12 protein-coding genes and 1 pseudogene are annotated in these 16164 nt (G+C 37.4%); 7 read left to right on the top strand and 6 right to left on the bottom strand.

All coding sequences use genetic code 11. From position 1 onward, the window contains the following. Positions 1–84: 84 nt before the first annotated feature. The 3 genes from MSG95_RS06025 to MSG95_RS06015 are packed head-to-tail and all read left to right on the top strand — an operon-like array spanning position 85 to position 3783. Positions 85–1734: a phosphoethanolamine transferase gene (locus MSG95_RS06025; protein ID WP_031944592.1), complete on the top strand. Its 1650-nt coding sequence runs from the start codon at positions 85–87 to the stop codon at positions 1732–1734. A gap of 14 nt (positions 1735–1748) precedes the next feature. Beyond that, positions 1749–2423: a DNA-binding response regulator PmrA gene (locus MSG95_RS06020; protein WP_004705846.1), complete on the top strand. Its 675-nt coding sequence runs from the start codon at positions 1749–1751 to the stop codon at positions 2421–2423. Positions 2424–2448: 25 nt separating this feature from the next. Then, a complete protein-coding gene (locus MSG95_RS06015) occupies positions 2449–3783 on the top strand; it encodes a two-component system sensor histidine kinase PmrB (RefSeq protein WP_025469260.1) in 1335 nt (444 codons plus the stop codon). On the opposite strand, the gene MSG95_RS06010 is transcribed toward MSG95_RS06015, so the two are convergent. The 3 genes from MSG95_RS06010 to MSG95_RS06000 form a co-directional block, all read right to left on the bottom strand. Then, positions 3780–4478 (bottom strand): phosphatase PAP2 family protein, encoded by a 699-nt coding sequence (locus MSG95_RS06010; RefSeq protein ID WP_004705848.1) that lies wholly within the window; start codon positions 4476–4478, stop codon positions 3780–3782. The genes MSG95_RS06015 and MSG95_RS06010 overlap by 4 nt on opposite strands. A 259-nt stretch (positions 4479–4737) precedes the next feature. Continuing rightward, positions 4738–5925 (bottom strand): ammonium transporter, encoded by a 1188-nt coding sequence (locus MSG95_RS06005; RefSeq protein WP_004705849.1) that lies wholly within the window; start codon positions 5923–5925, stop codon positions 4738–4740. 306 nt (positions 5926–6231) lie between these two features. Then, complete coding sequence (locus MSG95_RS06000) at positions 6232–7116, bottom strand: LysR family transcriptional regulator (protein WP_004705850.1); 885 nt, start codon at positions 7114–7116, stop codon at positions 6232–6234. 117 nt (positions 7117–7233) lie between these two features. Between MSG95_RS06000 and MSG95_RS05995 the strand changes: the two genes are divergently transcribed. Beyond that, the gene (locus tag MSG95_RS05995) at positions 7234–8139 is read left to right on the top strand and encodes an AEC family transporter (protein ID WP_077164705.1); all 906 of its coding nucleotides are present in this window, start codon (positions 7234–7236) and stop codon (positions 8137–8139) included. Positions 8140–8265: 126 nt separating this feature from the next. Further along, positions 8266–9282 (top strand): annotated as a pseudogene (locus tag MSG95_RS05990) (molecular chaperone DnaJ). 40 nt (positions 9283–9322) lie between these two features. Here the strand turns inward: MSG95_RS05990 and MSG95_RS05985 are convergent. The 3 genes from MSG95_RS05985 to MSG95_RS05975 form a co-directional block, all read right to left on the bottom strand. After that, the gene (locus MSG95_RS05985; RefSeq protein WP_004705853.1) at positions 9323–9994 is read right to left on the bottom strand and encodes a hypothetical protein; all 672 of its coding nucleotides are present in this window, start codon (positions 9992–9994) and stop codon (positions 9323–9325) included. Positions 9995–9997: 3 nt separating this feature from the next. After that, entirely contained in the window at positions 9998–11452 is a 1455-nt protein-coding gene (locus MSG95_RS05980) for an AAA family ATPase (protein ID WP_004705855.1), read from the bottom strand. Positions 11453–11517: 65 nt separating this feature from the next. Then, positions 11518–14415 (bottom strand): valine--tRNA ligase, encoded by a 2898-nt coding sequence (locus tag MSG95_RS05975; protein WP_004705856.1) that lies wholly within the window; start codon positions 14413–14415, stop codon positions 11518–11520. Between the two features lie 196 nt (positions 14416–14611). Here MSG95_RS05975 and MSG95_RS05970 point away from each other — a divergent pair, with 196 nt between their 5' ends. Next, complete coding sequence (locus MSG95_RS05970; protein ID WP_004705857.1) at positions 14612–15289, top strand: hypothetical protein; 678 nt, start codon at positions 14612–14614, stop codon at positions 15287–15289. Between the two features lie 25 nt (positions 15290–15314). Then, positions 15315–16121: an SDR family NAD(P)-dependent oxidoreductase gene (locus MSG95_RS05965; RefSeq protein ID WP_004705858.1), complete on the top strand. Its 807-nt coding sequence runs from the start codon at positions 15315–15317 to the stop codon at positions 16119–16121. The last annotated feature ends 43 nt before the right edge of the window (positions 16122–16164 follow it).

The following is a 16164-nucleotide window of genomic DNA, read 5'->3' as shown; positions in this document are numbered from 1 at the left end:
TTATACCGATCATTCTAGTATTTAAGTCATTTTTAAGTTTCAATTTTTACATTAGAAGATGATAAAAGGTCGTAGTAACCAGAGATGCTGAGTTTTTTTTCTAAATTAAGAAATAAGCAGATTTCCCTGTTTATGTTCAACGTCATTATAGCCATTTGGTTAGGAGCAATTCTAAATATTGGTTTTTATAAGAAAGTTCACTTATTAACACCATATTTAGGTATAAAAGCAACCTTATTTTTAGCGGCTACCGTAGTGATTGTTGTTGCTATCTATTATGCAGCTTTACAAATTTTAAACTGGAAATGGACAGCCAAATTTTTTGCCATTTTGTTGGTATTTATTGGTGGATTTAGCTCATATTTTGTAAATACTTTGGGTGTGATTGTTTCACCTGACCAAATTCAAAATATCGTGCAAACAGATGTCTCTGAAGTTACAGATTTACTTTCTTTGCGTTTTGCACTCTGGACCATCTTCTTTGTGGTTTTACCTATATTTTTGATTACTCAGGTCAAACTCAAATCAGAAAAAATACTTCCGCTTTTACTTAAAAAAGTACTTTCAATTGCTCTTGCATTTGCGGTCGTAGGTGGTTTGCTGTTTACTTATTATGTCGATTTTGCAGCAATATTTAGAGAGCATCGTGATTTAAAAGGAATGATATCACCTCAGAATACCATTTCTTCGGTCATGTCTTATTACCGTAAAAAAGCACCTAAGAAAAATCTTCCACTTGTGAAATATGGTGAAGATGCTCATCAAGTGCAACAAACTCAGAAAGATTTACCTAAGCTTATGGTGCTTGTAGTGGGTGAAACCGCACGTGCTGAAAGCTTCTCGCTTAATGGTTATGCCAAAAATACAAATCCAGAGCTTTCTAAACAAGATATTTTAAACTTTTCACAAGTGACATCCTGTGGTACGGCAACAGCAGTTTCTGTGCCATGTATGTTCTCTGGTATGTCACGTGCTGATTATGATGAGCAGTTAGCGGGTCACCGCGAAGGATTACTGGATATTGCTAAACGTGCAGGCTATCAAGTGACTTGGATTGATAATAACTCAGGTTGTAAAGGTGCATGCGATCGCGTTGAGCAATATCAAATTCCAGAAGAGTTAAAGCAAAAGTGGTGTAAAGATGATGAATGTCTTGATGGCATTCTGGTTGATAGCTTAAAACAGTATTTGGCTTCTATTCCAAAAGATGATAAGCGTCCACGTTTAGTTGTATTACATCAGATGGGTAGCCACGGGCCAGCATATTACAAGCGTGCACCTGATGGGTTCCAACCATTTAAACCAACTTGTGATACCAATGCGATACAGGGTTGCTCGCCAGCTGAACTCGTAAATACTTATGATAATACAATCGTATATACAGACCATGTATTGAACCAAATGATTAATACTTTAAAAGAAGTATCGAATTATCAAACAGGTTTCTGGTATTTATCTGATCATGGTGAGTCTACAGGTGAACATGGTATGTATTTACATGGTTCACCGTATTCAATCGCACCGAGCCAACAAACGCATATCCCAATGATCATGTGGTTCTCTGATGACTGGAAAAAACATAATCTTGCTCAAGTAAATTGTTTAAACCAACAAACCAAACAAAAGTTAAGTCAGGATAATTTATTCCCAAGTTTGTTAAGTTTGTTGGATGTAAAAACTCAGGTCATCAACCCTCAACTCGACATGTTGCACTCTTGTGCCAATGTAAACTAAAGCGAGCCTAGAACATGACAAAAATCTTGATGATTGAAGATGATTTTATGATTGCAGAGTCAACGACTACGTTGCTGCAATATCATCAATTCGAGGTGGAATGGGTCAATAACGGTTTAGATGGTTTGGCCCAACTGGCAAAGAATAAGTTTGATCTCATTCTTTTAGACTTAGGCTTGCCAATGATGGATGGTATGCAGGTGTTAAAGCAGATCCGTCAAAGAGCAGCAACACCAGTCTTGATTATCTCTGCGCGTGATCAGTTGCAAAACCGTGTTGATGGTTTAAATCTGGGAGCAGATGATTATTTAATTAAGCCTTATGAGTTCGATGAGTTACTTGCTCGCATTCATGCGTTATTACGCCGTACAGGGGTAGAGGCTCAACTTGCGAGCCAAGATCAACTCTTAGAAAGTGGTGATCTGGTTTTAAATGTTGAACAGCATATTGCAACATTTAAAGGGCAACGTATTGATTTATCAAACCGCGAGTGGGCAATTCTGATTCCGCTTATGAGTCATCCAAATAAAATTTTCTCGAAAGCTAATTTGGAAGATAAGTTATATGATTTTGATAGTGATGTGACTAGCAACACGATTGAAGTATATGTCCATCATTTAAGAGCAAAGTTGGGTAAAGACTTTATTCGAACGATCCGAGGGTTGGGTTACCGTTTAGGTCAATCATAATTTAAGATTTCGGGACTTCATGAACGTGCATTATTCACTAAAAAAGCGACTGATTTGGGGCACCTCAATCTTCAGTGTGATCTTAGGTTGTATTTTGATTTTTAGTGCATATAAGGTTGCACTTCAAGAAGTCGATGAAATTTTAGATACTCAAATGCAGTACTTAGCCGAAAGAACAGCTGAGTACCCCTTAAAAGCAGTAAGTAGCAAGTTTGACTTACATCGAACTTACCACGAAGAAGATTTATTTTTAGATATCTGGGCTTATAAAGATCAGGCTAATTTATCTCATCATCTGCACTTATTGGTTCCTCCTGTCGAGCAAGCTGGGTTTTATTCACATAAAACCGCTGAGGGTGTAGTCCGAACATATGTTCTACCGTTAAAAGACTATCAAATTCAGGTGAGTCAACAAGAACGTGTTCGTGAAGCTTTCGCATGGGAGCTTGCGGGCAGCATGTTCATTCCTTATTTAATTATTTTACCTTTTGCGATATTTGCCTTGGCCGCTATTATTAGTCGTGGTTTAAAACCAGTAGATGATTTTAAAAATGAGTTAATGGAACGAGATTCTGAGGAATTGACACCAATTGAGGTGCATAATTATCCTCAGGAGCTTTTACCTACCATTGATGAAATGAATCGTCTGTTCGACCGTATTTCTAAAGCACAAAATGAACAGAAGCAATTCATTGCAGATGCTGCTCATGAACTACGAACACCTGTTACTGCACTGAACTTACAAACCAAGATTTTGCTAAGCCAGTTCCCTGAACATGAGTCGTTGCACAACTTAAGCAAGGGATTGGCACGTATTCAGCATCTGGTTACACAGCTTTTGGCACTGGCAAAGCAAGACGTAACGCTTAGTATGGTTGAACCTACAGGCTATTTTCAGCTTAACGATGTGGCTTTAAATTGCGTTGAGCAGTTAGTTAATTTAGCCATGCAAAAAGAAATCGATTTAGGCTTTGTGAGAAATGATCCTGTTGAGATGCATAGTATTGAACCTACTGTGCATTCGATTATTTTTAACTTAATTGATAATGCGATTAAATACACACCGCATCAAGGCGTTATTAACATTTCAGTTTATACCGACCCAGATAACTACGCATGTATTCAAATTGAAGATAGTGGTGCAGGTATAGACCCTGAAAATTACGATAAGGTACTTAAACGTTTTTATCGAGTACACCACCATCTAGAAGTAGGAAGTGGTTTAGGTTTATCAATTGTAGACCGTGCAACTCAAAGACTTGGTGGAACTTTAAGTCTCGACAAGAGTTTAGAGCTTGGTGGTCTTTCTGTTTTAGTGAAGTTACCTAAAGTACTACATGTAAATGAAACAAGAGCTTAACTAAGCTCTTGTTTTAATTGTTTTTCAAACTCAAAGCGATGAATACAAATCGCATAAAATAAAATATTAACTGCCCAAACGACCCAACCAGTCCATAAGTTATGACTTAAGAAATGTGCTCCTCGCATCATTTGTGCCCAGCCCATCATAAAACCCAATAAAATGCCTGCAATTAAATAAAAGTAAGCACGTTTAGGTTGTTCGAGGCGATAAACAAAATAACCAGTCATGATGATAAAACCGGCACTAGCATGACCACCCGGGAAACAATGTCCGTGTTTCGCCGTGAAGTCCCAAATATAGCCACCTAAACTGTTAGGATGAACCATATTCCAAGGGCAGGCATGAGCAGATTGTGACTTGAGTAGACCAACAACACCGCTACCGATCATACTGACAAAAAACATATAGCCATATTGCCAGCGATATATTTTTAGCTTTTCTACTTTAAATGAAGCAAGCCAGAGGCCAAAGAATATAATATAAACCGCAGTAATAATATCTTTTACGATTTGATGATTAAGTCTTTCAAGATACCAATTTTCCCGATTAAAAAATTGACCAGTTGAATCAATCCAAGGTTGGATAAGATACATATCAATTTTTCCACCCACTGGAAATACAAATAAAAGTATAAAAAAACTGATGGTAAGAAAAATAAGCTGAAGCTGAAAAAAATGTTTTTGTTGATTCATTGTGTTGTAACATCAATTTAAGCGTGAATTGAAGGCATTACATAAAATAAAACTTAAATTGTTCTTAAACTATTTAATATTTCATCTATAAATCTTAAGATAATATTAAAATTAATATATTTTTCAATACTCTAAATTGATTAAATAAAGACTTAAAAGAATATTTTTTAATCAATAATTAGTGTTTTTATTTAAGAAGTTTTACTTATATAGCGCAGTATGCAGCAGGATATTTAAATCCTGCTTCATAATCGCTGAATTAAAACATACCTTCTTCAGAGTTGGCAGAGATTTTATGAATAGATAAATCTGCACCTCTAAACTCATCTTCTTGAGATAAACGAATACCAATAGTTGCTTTAAGTAAGCCATAAACAATAAAGCCACCAGCGAGTGCAATGGCAATAGCGAGTGTTGTTCCAATCAATTGAGAAATGAAAGATACGCCGCCTAAACCACCCAGCCACTTTTGACCAAATAAACCTACGGCAATACCACCGAATGCGCCGCAAACACCATGTAATGGCCATACACCTAGTACATCATCTACCTTGAGTTTATTTTGAGTATAGGTAAATAGGTAGACGAACATTGCACCAGCTGCACCACCGATCACAAGTGCACTAATAGGATGAACAATGTCAGATCCTGCACAAATTGCAACTAAACCAGCAAGTGGACCGTTATGTAAGAAACCCGGGTCATTTCTCCCAATTGCATTTGCGGTAATGGTTCCGCCCACCATTGCCATGAGTGAATTAATAGCGACTAGGCCAGAAATGGCATCAAGACGTTGAGCGCTCATTACATTAAAGCCAAACCAGCCCACAATTAAAATCCATGAACCTAGTGCCAAAAATGGAATAGAAGAAGGAGGGTGAGCACTTACACGACCATCTTTCTTATAACGACCAGAGCGTGCACCCAATAAAATAACAGCAGCCAACGCGATCCAACCACCCATAGCATGCACTACGACTGAACCAGCAAAGTCGTGAAAAGCTGCGCCAAAGGTCGTTTCTAACCACTTTTGTAGACCGTAGTTTCCATTCCAGACCATACCTTCAAAAAAAGGATAAACCAGACCAACTAAAGCGAGCGTTGCGATCGCTTGTGAACGCATTTTGGCGCGTTCAGCAATACCACCTGAAATAATCGCAGGAATTGCCGCAGCAAAAGTAAGTAAAAAGAAACAACGCATAAGGTTGTAGCCATGATCACTTGCTAGGGCTGTGCCGTCATGGAAGAAATGCTGACCATAAGAGATATAGTAGCCAACAAAGAAATAGGCGATTGCAGAAAGGGCAAAGTCAGTCAGAATTTTACTAAGCGCGTTCACCTGATTTTTGTGGCGAACTGTACCAAGTTCCAAGAATGCAAAACCTGCGTGCATGGCTAGAACCAAAACTGCACCAAGTAATAAGAAAAATAGATCTACATTTTGCATAGCATGCTCGAAAAAAGTGCTAAATTCCATTTTGGAACAAATCTGGGTCTGTAAATTGCACCAAAATAGATTTAAGGAATCTAAAAACCTAAGTTTGTCGAAACAAACTCAATTGCATAAAAGTGAATATGCAATAAGCGCACCAATTTGGATTGTAAAATTAATTTATGGCGATAAATGGTGCGTTAATTTGCTTAAAATAGGCTGTTATGGCACATTTTTATGATAAAAGTCATCCAATTTGTTTATAAAATGACCTAAATGAGTTCGTTATTAAAATATAAAACGAATTAAATTCTGACTAAATTATTGATTAGACCAAACCTCTTGAGCAACTTCTATGAATGCTTTTACGGCTGGACTGATGTGTTTTTTATTTTTTACTGCAAGGCCAATAGAACGTTTAAGGTTCGGTTTAAAAGGGCGTTTAACCACGTTTGGATAAAGTGAGAGTAGCTTTTTGGTAATGACCATATCAGACACAATAGACACTCCCAACTGATTGTGAACCATGCTCACAATACTCAAAATTTGTGAAACATAAAATTTAATGTCTGGCTTCACATTAAAGTTTTTTAAAATTAATTCGACCTGATGTCGACTACCCGCCATTGTCATAATAAAAGGGTAGTTTTCTAGCTGTGCTGGATCGATATAGAGTTGTTGTGCGAGCGGGTAACCATTCGGAATTAGGGCAACAAAACGATCTTCAATTAATGGAAACGTGTCAAAACGCTCATCTGGCATAATCAAAAAACCAACTTCTATGCGCCGTTCTAATAACCATTGAGCAACTTCTTTATCTTCACCTTCATCAATATAAATTTCGATTTTTGAGTAACGCTGCCGAAAGGTTTCTAAAATTTCAGGCAGTAAATAAATAGAGGATGACGCCCCAAAAGAGCCAATACGTAATGTGCCTTCGTTTAAACCATGGATCGCTGCCACTTCTTTTTCTAATGTATCGGAAATACTCAATAGCTCTTTTACATGAGTCAATAACTGTTGACCTGTCGTAGTCAGCTCAATATCGCTTTGAGTTCGTGAAATGAGGTTAATGCCCCATTGTTGTTCTAATGATTTAAGCGCATGGGAAACTGCCGACTGTGAAATTCCCAGCTTTTCTGCTGTAGCAGTAAAGCTTTTTAGTTCAGCAATAAGTGCGAAAATTTCAAGCTGGGTAAAGCTCATGTTGTATTTGTTATGAGTAAAAACTCATTTTATCATGAGTTTTCATTATCTTTAATATATGAGTAAGCCAAGGTCATTGCCAAAAACAGCAAGCCTCAACAAAACTCGAGTAAAGAAATGAATAGCATTGTTTTATCTCTATTTCCCTTAGTTGCATTAATTGCATCGGGATTCTTATTTAAAAAATATCGTTTTTTTAGCGATGAGTTTTGGGCTGGGGCAGAGAAGCTTAATTACTATATTTTATTTCCCGCTTTGCTTTTCAGTACGTTATCGACCGCGAAAATTGACTTACAAAGCTTGAGTACAGCGATTATTGCGATGTTGATTGTGGTTTTAGCTGTGACCACCTTTTTATACATACTCCGAATGTTTTGGCACATACCACCTGCACGTTTTGGTGTGCATGTACAAAGTATGGTTCGCTTTAATACCTATATTGGTTTGGCTCTAGTCACTTCGCTTTTTAAAAGTGAAGGAATGGCAATACTGGCAATTTTATTGGCACTTTGCATTCCACTTGTAAATATTATTTCGGTGCTTGCTCTAACCTCTAAAGAACACATGGCAATTAAACCTGTTTTGATTGCACTGCTTAAAAACCCTTTAATTGCATCGTGTGTAGTCGGGGCAGCAGTCAATGCACTTCATATCCCGATTTGGGATGGCTTTACTCAGTTTATTAAGCTTTTTTCGGTGTCGAGTTTGCCACTAGGTTTGCTATGTGTTGGCGCAGCTTTACAGTTTTTGCAAATTAAAAAAGATATTGTGGTATTAGCGGCAGATACGTTTGCGCGACTTTTAGCTGTGCCTGCCTTGGCTTACGCGGTCTGTACGTGGTTTGGTTTACCAAGTTTACAAACACAAATTTTAGTTATTTTCTTTGCGCTACCGACTGCTTCTGCTTCCTACATTTTAACTAAAGTTTTGGGTGGCGATAGTCAGCTTATGGCAGCTGTAATTAGCTTTCAAACCTTATGTGCGGCCGTGACTTTACCATTAGTAATTTGGTGGATTTCTTAGGTTATAACTTAGATAAGTCGCATTCTATTTTCTAAAAATGAATAGGCTGATTCTGACTTAAAGAATGCTTGGCTACCTTCCTCATCTGATTATTGCTACACTTTTTTCTTTTTCGGGTGGATGAGTATGTCCTTTGATCTCAAAGTGAGCTTGCAGCAAAGGTCTGAACCGTCTGCACAGCAGAAAAAACTGAATCGCCTGATTGATAAAATAGAACAGCAAAAAATTAGCCTAAGCACATGGCAAAATGCGTAAGCCGAGATTCAACAGCACATTCGGCAAAAACTGATGCCTGTGTATAGCGATTTACATGAGGTCTTATTTCAGCAGTTGGATCAACTTTGGAATATGTTGCATAGCCATGAGTTTTCTAAAGCAGATATACAACAACTAGACGAAAAAATTGCCCAGCTTGCACAAATGTTGAAGCGCTCCAAAATGCTATCTGCTGAACAGTTAGAGTTAGTAAAGCAAATCGATACCTTTTATCAGCAACATGCGGGGGAGTCTGTAAAAAAGAATAAAAAAGCTCAGCCAATAGAATTTGGATATGAAGAAAGTGCTGATCAAGGTTTAGAGTTTGAAGAAGACTTTGAGCAATACGCAGCCGAGCAACAACAAGCGCGAGAACAAGCTAAACAGCAAAGACAGCAACAGAAACGTGAACAAGCTGAGCAAATGGCAGCACAGTCGCTTAAAACAGTCTATTTAAAAATTGCCGCGATGATTCACCCAGACCGTGAGCAAGATGAAACCAAAAAAGAAGAAAAAACTGAGTTGTTCCAACTGGCAAGTCAGGCCTATGAAAAGCAGGACTTGTTCTATTTACTCAAACTCCAGTTACAGCTTGAACAGAATAAAGGGCTAGGCGCTAAAGAATTATCTGCCGAGCAATTGCGGTTTTATAAACTGGCTTTGGATGCACAAAGTCAGCAGCTTGAAAGCCAAATTGCTGAGATCTTAGATTCTTTTCAGTTAGCAAAGAATATAAAATCAGAGCATGTACATATTAGTGATGTGTATAAAGCTATAGATACTGATTGTGCTGAGCTAAAGCAGCAGTTGAAGTGGGAAAAAGAGCGTTTAAAGCATATGAAAAAAGTGAGTGGAGTGGAGATGTTATTGGAGAATGGAGTGCTTTAATGCTTTTCACCCTCTCCGTATGGGAGAGGGTTAGAGCCAATCAAAAAACATTTCCAACAATTTTTGATAAATCAACATCACGAGTGATATACCATTTCCAAAATGCAGAGAAAGGGAATTCAGGGTCACACATAACCTTTAACTTTTCTATTCTCAGATTTTTTTCAGAAGAAGTTAGTATCAATGAATCATCCAAAAGCTCATCCTTAATAATTAAAAGTTTAGTTTGATATTTCTGTATCTGCTTTATTAAAGTGTGCCTACTTATACCTTTTAGAGCTGTATTCGTATCATTAAAACATTGGTCAAGAAGTTTAATTGTAGATTCAATTTCGATAGTACTTGCTAAACTTCCAACTGTTACAATTACTTTATGGTCATCGTTATTGACTATTGGGCAGTGTAACTCAATAGCTTGAGCTACATCTAAAGTTTGGCAACAATCTATAATATTCTTATATATATTGGCTTTAATACCATTACATCGAACACATGCGTAGAAAAGATTATTCCAATCATATTTTTTAATAAGGTCGCCTTCGTGTGGATCACGGTGCTCAATATTTACGTCAGAGAATCCTTTTCTTTCACATAGATAACATTTAGAAAAAAATATATCTTGAAGTACTTCAACAACATCAGCAGCACGGTAGTCTTTAGTAGATTTTGTTAAACTTTTAGGAAAAGTAGTAGGTCGAGTAACTGAAAACATGAATTAGTTTGCCTCATGTTTTAATTTAGCAAGTTTATTTTTAGCAACCATATACTGGAGCTGTAGTTCTACTGATAACTTTTCAAAATCTTTATTAATTTCATTTAATAATTCTTGAATTGTATTTAGGTCTTGAGTTAAGTTTTCTGATTCAATGAACTGTAAAAGCTGATCTGATAGTATTTTAATATTTTCATTTTCTTCCTTTACATGAAAGAGTTCTTTTATTATAGATTCATGAGAATAAAGACTTAAATCCTCTTCAAAAAATTCACCACTAGAAATATCATAAACTACAGTATCATTATTTGTTGAAGTGATCACGAAAGGAGAATGCGTGCTTACAATAAATTGAACTTCTGGAAATGATTTGGTAAGAAATGGTAAGATTTTCTTCTGAAGTGAAATATGTAAATGGGCATCAATTTCGTCAATTAGAACTACCCCATTTAGTTCATTAGGCAGAATATTTAAAAGTCTAGACCTCATTAATAAGTCACTATAAATATCAAATATTGCTGTAAAGCCTGAAGATAAAGATTGGAATGTAAATTCACGATGAGACTGCATTAGACTAAATTTTCTTGTTTTATAATCAAATTTTAATTTAGTTGATTCATCTTCAAATAAAAATTTTAAATCCTCATCAAATTTTTGGAACCAAGAATCAATTTGATCTGCATGTTCGTTGTCATTCTCTTCAGATAAAGCAAGAGATTTTTCAATTCTAATATTTAATAAATATTGTTCTAGAAATTGTCCTAATTTAGAGGAATATTCATGCTTTGCACTATTAATATATTGATTTAAGTCAGTAGTATTTGTAGAGGGTGTAATTTGAGATTGTCTATGGGCGGGGAAAAAATTAAAAGTAACTTTTGATGCTTGTATGTTTTGGTTTAAGTTTCCTATTCCATTCACAGCTAAACTAATATTTTCTTGATTATGAGTAGAACCTATTTCATTAATAAGATAATCAATATTATATATAGGTGAGTGTATAGGTAAATAATTAAGGTTGCTATTTTGTAGAAAAGTTTTATATTCTAAAATTATATTTTTTAATTCTGTTGCTTTTTTAATAAATTCTTCAGTTTCTTGAGGGTTGTAGGAGTCAGATTTACCTAATAGTTCCTCTAGAAAATTTAAAAGATTTAAGGGGTTTATATTATTTTTTAAATTTTCTATATGATTTTTATAATAAAAACTATTTTCTAAATCAGATGTTTCTGATTTTAGAATATTTATAATATTAACTTTTTGCATATAATGATGCTGAAAAATATGGGGGATATCATGAATAAGTTTACTTAGAACTGTATTATTTAATTGATTTAGAAATCTGGTTTTACCAACACCATTTTTCCCCGTTAAAATTAAATTTCGCCCTTTTAAATCAATATTTACATTGTGGTTTAAAAAATCTAATTTTGCATTAATACTTTGAATATATTTCATTTTGATAATATAAAAGGCTGAATAATCAGCCTTTTATACACAAATTGGATTAAATTAACAACACCTTAAAGCGCAGCAATCTGCTCCATATTCGCTTTAACTTTCTCTAACTGAGCAGCAAACTCAGCAAGCTTCGCTTTTTCACCCTCAACAACCGCTGCCGGTGCTTTAGATACAAAGCCTTCGTTTGCAAGTTTGCCCGCGATTTGGTCGTGTTGCTTTTGGATTTTATCCAAGTCTTTTTGCAAACGAGCAAGCTCAGCTTTAGGGTCAATTAAGCCTTTCATTGGTACAAATACCGATGCATGGCTAACAACGCTAGAGCAAGATAACGGTGGTTCTTGGTCTTTATTCAAGAACTCAATGCTTTCAACTTTAGCTAGTGCTTTGAACAATGCTTCAATACGAATGATTTGTTCACGTTCAGCATCAGATGTGTTTTGAAGTAATACTGGCAACAAACGCGCATTACCTAAGCCCAACTCACCACGGATGTTACGTACCGCACCAATCAAACCTTGAAGCCATTGCATATCTGCTTCAGCTTGTTCATTGATTTTTGCTTGCTCAGGAATAGGGTATTGAGCAGTCATAATCGTTGGGCCGCCTTGACCAAGCATTGGTGCAAGAGTCTGCCAGATTTCTTCTGTCAAATATGGCATAAGCGGATGAGCCAAACGTAATGATGCTTCCATTACTGCAAGCAACACACGACGTACTTCAGCTTTACGCTCTTCTGAAACTTCTGCATCGTTTAGAACTGGTTTAGTTAACTCAACGTACCAGTCACAGTATTCATTCCAGATAAAGTCGTAAATCGCTTGTGCAGCAAGGTCTAAACGATACGTTACAAACGCTTGGTGTACAGCAGCTTCCGCTTTTTGCAGACGGCTCATAATCCATTGTTCTGGAAGTTCCCATAGATCAGGGCGAGCGTCGGTACCAACAGTTTGACCTTCAACATTCATCAGAACGAAACGAGTTGCGTTCCAGATTTTGTTACAGAAGTTACGGTAGCCTTCAACACGTTTTAAGTCGAATTTGATGTCACGACCAGTGTTTGCAAGCGCACAGAACGTGAAACGAACTGCGTCAGTACCATAAGCATTAATGCCTTCTGGGAACTCTTTACGCGTTGATTTTTCAATCTTCGCTGCGTCTTTCGGGTTCATTAGGCCAGTTGTACGTTTTGCAACTAAGCTTTCTAAATCAATACCGTCAATCAAGTCTAATGGGTCAAGTACGTTACCTTTAGACTTCGACATTTTTTGACCTTCACCATCACGTACCAAGCCGTGAACGTAAACAGTCTTAAATGGAACTTGCGATGAACCATCTTCATTTTTCATGAAGTGTAGGGTCATCATGATCATACGGGCAACCCAGAAGAAAATGATGTCAAAACCAGTCACCAACACATCTGTTGGGTGGAAGGTTTTTAAGAAATCATTTGCTGCATCTTTTTGCGCATCGCCAGTCCAACCTAAAGTTGAGAATGTCCAAAGTGCAGATGAGAACCATGTATCAAGAACGTCTTCGTCTTGTTTAAGTTCAACGTCAGCCGCGATGTTGTTTTTCGCACGGACTTCTTCTTCATTTCGGCCAACATAGATATTGCCATTTGCATCGTACCAAGCTGGAATACGGTGACCCCACCAAAGCTGACGTGAAATACACCAGTCTTGAATATCACGCATCCACGCCATGTACATGTTGCTGTACTGCTCTGGAACAAACTTAATGCGACCATCTTGAACTGCTTCAATTGCAGGTTCAGCAAGCGGCGCAATTTTTACGTACCATTGGTCAGTCAGTAATGGCTCAATGATCACGCCTGAACGGTCGCCACGTGGCGCTTTTAAGTCATACGGTTGGATTTGATCTAACCAGCCTTCAGCTTCAGCTTGAGCAACTAATTTTTTACGTGCTTCAAAACGCTCTAAACCAGCATATTCCGCAGGTGCAGTAATAGTTTTAGAAATTTGTTCGCCAGCTTTGGCAATATATTCAAACTCGCCTAAAACTTCGGCGTTTTTGTTGAAGATATTAATGATTGGCAAGCTATTGCGTTTACCTAGATCATAGTCATTGAAGTCATGAGCAGGGGTAATTTTTACACAGCCAGTACCGAAGTCTTTTTCAACGTAGTCGTCGGCAACGATCGGAATTAAACGACCTGTAATTGGCAATACAATGTTTTTACCAACAAGGTGTGCATAACGCTCATCTTCAGGATGAACAGCAACCGCAGTATCACCAAGTAAAGTTTCAGGACGAGTTGTTGCAACGACTAAATAGTCTTTGCCGTCTTGAGTTTTAACTGATTTGTCTTCAAAGAAATATTTAAAATGCCAAAGTGAGCCTTTTTCTTCTTTGCTTTCTACCTCAAGGTCAGAAAGTGCTGTTTGAAGTTTAGGGTCCCAGTTTACAAGACGTTTACCACGGTAAATTAAACCGTCTTCGTGCAAACGAACGAATACTTCTTTAACTGCGTTTGATAGACCTTCGTCCATCGTGAAGCGTTCACGTGACCAGTCTACCGAAGAACCTAAACGACGAATTTGTTTCGTAATTGTGCCGCCAGATTGTTCTTTCCATTCCCAAACTTTTTCGATGAACTTTTCACGGCCTAAGTCGTGACGAGTTACACCTTGTAAGCCAAGTTGACGCTCAACAACCATTTGAGTTGCAATACCAGCATGGTCAGTACCCGGTTGCCACAAAGTGTTTTTACCCATCATGCGGTTATAACGGGTGAGGGCATCCATAATGGCATTGTTAAAACCATGGCCCATGTGCAAACTACCAGTGACGTTTGGTGGCGGAATCATGATACAGAATGATTCACCGTGACCAGAAGGTTTGAAGTAACCTTGTTCTTCCCACGTTTTGTACCACTTCTTTTCGATCTCGGTTGGATCGTATGTGGTGGCAATATTTTGAGCGGTTTGAGCGTCAGACATAGTAGCTTAGATCGAATATGCATAAAAAATTGCATCTATTGTAGCAAAAAAATGCCTCGAAATTAATGTGCTGAAAACAGATAAACGGTTTTGTATTTTTTTCAAAAAACGGTAGATTTATGAAGCATGGAATACAATTTAATCGTGTAGCGACAAGGCACAAAAATTACAAAAGAATTGATAAGGGATGCAACTCATGAGCTATAAAGTTTTCTTAAAAATTTCCGACTCGACCTATACGCAATTTGCTGCGATTCGAGAGAAATTGCACGCTGGGATAAAAGAAAGCCAATCCAAAGTATTAGGTAATGTTCTTTCCGATTTATCTTGTGAAATTATTGAGCAAGTATTCTCGGTATTGTTGCAGGCAGAGCAAGACAACTCGGCTATGACTGAGAAACAGCGTCATGAGTCCGAGAAAGTTCTTCAACAAATTTTAGATACTTTCCGAAAGTATATGCCTTGGTCAGTCTCTTTTTTTGGTAATGAACGACTTTTACCTTTGGTTGATTATATGACCTCACTCATGAAAGAACGTGAGCAAGATGTTTATATTACATACCCCATAACCCAACAACTTGTGCAACAAGCTCAAACACTGACCGAGCAAATACGTGCAGGCAATATGCAAAGCGTAGAAGAAGCTTTTCAAACCTTGATTCAAATTGTGGATTTAGGCGTAACAAGCCTAGTACGTGAACCTAAAAAACGTTTAAAATTTAATTTGGTTGTCGATAAAACCCTAAATGGGGTCATTAATATGACAACGCATTTGGGCTATAAACGTTTGGAAAAATTGGGGACGCAGGTTGATCAGACCACAGCAACTCATTATATCAACCACTTTTTGGCCTTCATGCATCAAGCAGCATAATTTAAAAAGATAATAGGAAGTTAAAATGGCCAAACTTGATACTTTGCAAAATAAAGTGGTGTGGATTACGGGAGCATCTTCTGGATTAGGTAAAGCTTTAGCTGGTGAGTTTGCTCTGCAAGGTGCTCAAGTGATTTTAACTTCACGCCGCTTTGAAGAATTAGAAGAAGTTCGCGTTGGTTTACTCCATCCAGACCAGCATTTGTCGGTAGTTGCAGACATTACCAAGCAAGAGCAAGTTCAAGAAGCGTATGAGCAGATTTTAAAAGCCAAAGGCCGAATCGACTGGCTTATTAATAATGCGGGTTTAAGTCAACGTGCTTTGATTCAGGACACCACAATGGAAACTGAAAGAGCCATTATGGAAGTGGACTATTTCTCACAAGTCGCATTAACTAAAACTGTGCTGCCGACCATGCTCAAACAAAAGTCTGGCCGAGTTGTATTTGTCTCTAGTGTAGCAGGGCTATTAGGTACACAGTACCGTGCAAGTTATTCGGCTGCTAAGGCTGCTATTCATATGTGGGCCAACAGTTTACGTGCCGAAGTTTCAGATCAGGGCGTTGAAGTTTCTGTGATTTTCCCGGGCTTTGTAAAAACCAATGTTTCTTTTAATGCATTAAATGGTGCAGGGCAGCCTCAGGGCCATCAAGATGAAGCAATTGAAAATGGATTAGAAGCAGATTTTTTTGCAGAACAGTCAGTTAAGGCGTTAATGCAAGGGCAAGAGTATATAGTAGTGGGCGGCACGAAAGAAAAACTGGGTGTGATGGTTTCCCGTATGTCCCCGAAATTACTCTATAAAATGATTCGAAAAACAAAAGTGAAATAAAAAAGAGATTTCGCCGTGCTAAATTGATGGAAAACCCACATAG

The organism is Acinetobacter sp. IK23 (genome assembly GCF_035615275.1).
Lineage (GTDB): Bacteria > Pseudomonadota > Gammaproteobacteria > Pseudomonadales > Moraxellaceae > Acinetobacter > Acinetobacter seifertii.
This window is presented reverse-complemented; position numbering and strand designations above follow the sequence as displayed.

What these genes read in the sequence shown, in the direction of transcription:
- MSG95_RS06010 (WP_004705848.1), bottom strand. Translation starts at nt 4,478, where the DNA reads ATGAATCAACAAAAACATTTTTTTCAGCTTCAGCTTATTTTTCTTACC.
- MSG95_RS05975 (WP_004705856.1), bottom strand. Translation starts at nt 14,415, where the DNA reads ATGTCTGACGCTCAAACCGCTCAAAATATTGCCACCACATACGATCCA.
- MSG95_RS06000 (WP_004705850.1), bottom strand. Translation starts at nt 7,116, where the DNA reads ATGAGCTTTACCCAGCTTGAAATTTTCGCACTTATTGCTGAACTAAAA.
- MSG95_RS05980 (WP_004705855.1), bottom strand. Translation starts at nt 11,452, where the DNA reads ATGAAATATATTCAAAGTATTAATGCAAAATTAGATTTTTTAAACCAC.
- MSG95_RS05985 (WP_004705853.1), bottom strand. Translation starts at nt 9,994, where the DNA reads ATGTTTTCAGTTACTCGACCTACTACTTTTCCTAAAAGTTTAACAAAA.
- MSG95_RS05995 (WP_077164705.1), top strand. Translation starts at nt 7,234, where the DNA reads ATGAATAGCATTGTTTTATCTCTATTTCCCTTAGTTGCATTAATTGCA.
- MSG95_RS05970 (WP_004705857.1), top strand. Translation starts at nt 14,612, where the DNA reads ATGAGCTATAAAGTTTTCTTAAAAATTTCCGACTCGACCTATACGCAA.
- MSG95_RS06025 (WP_031944592.1), top strand. Translation starts at nt 85, where the DNA reads ATGCTGAGTTTTTTTTCTAAATTAAGAAATAAGCAGATTTCCCTGTTT.
- MSG95_RS05965 (WP_004705858.1), top strand. Translation starts at nt 15,315, where the DNA reads ATGGCCAAACTTGATACTTTGCAAAATAAAGTGGTGTGGATTACGGGA.
- MSG95_RS06020 (WP_004705846.1), top strand. Translation starts at nt 1,749, where the DNA reads ATGACAAAAATCTTGATGATTGAAGATGATTTTATGATTGCAGAGTCA.
- MSG95_RS06005 (WP_004705849.1), bottom strand. Translation starts at nt 5,925, where the DNA reads ATGCAAAATGTAGATCTATTTTTCTTATTACTTGGTGCAGTTTTGGTT.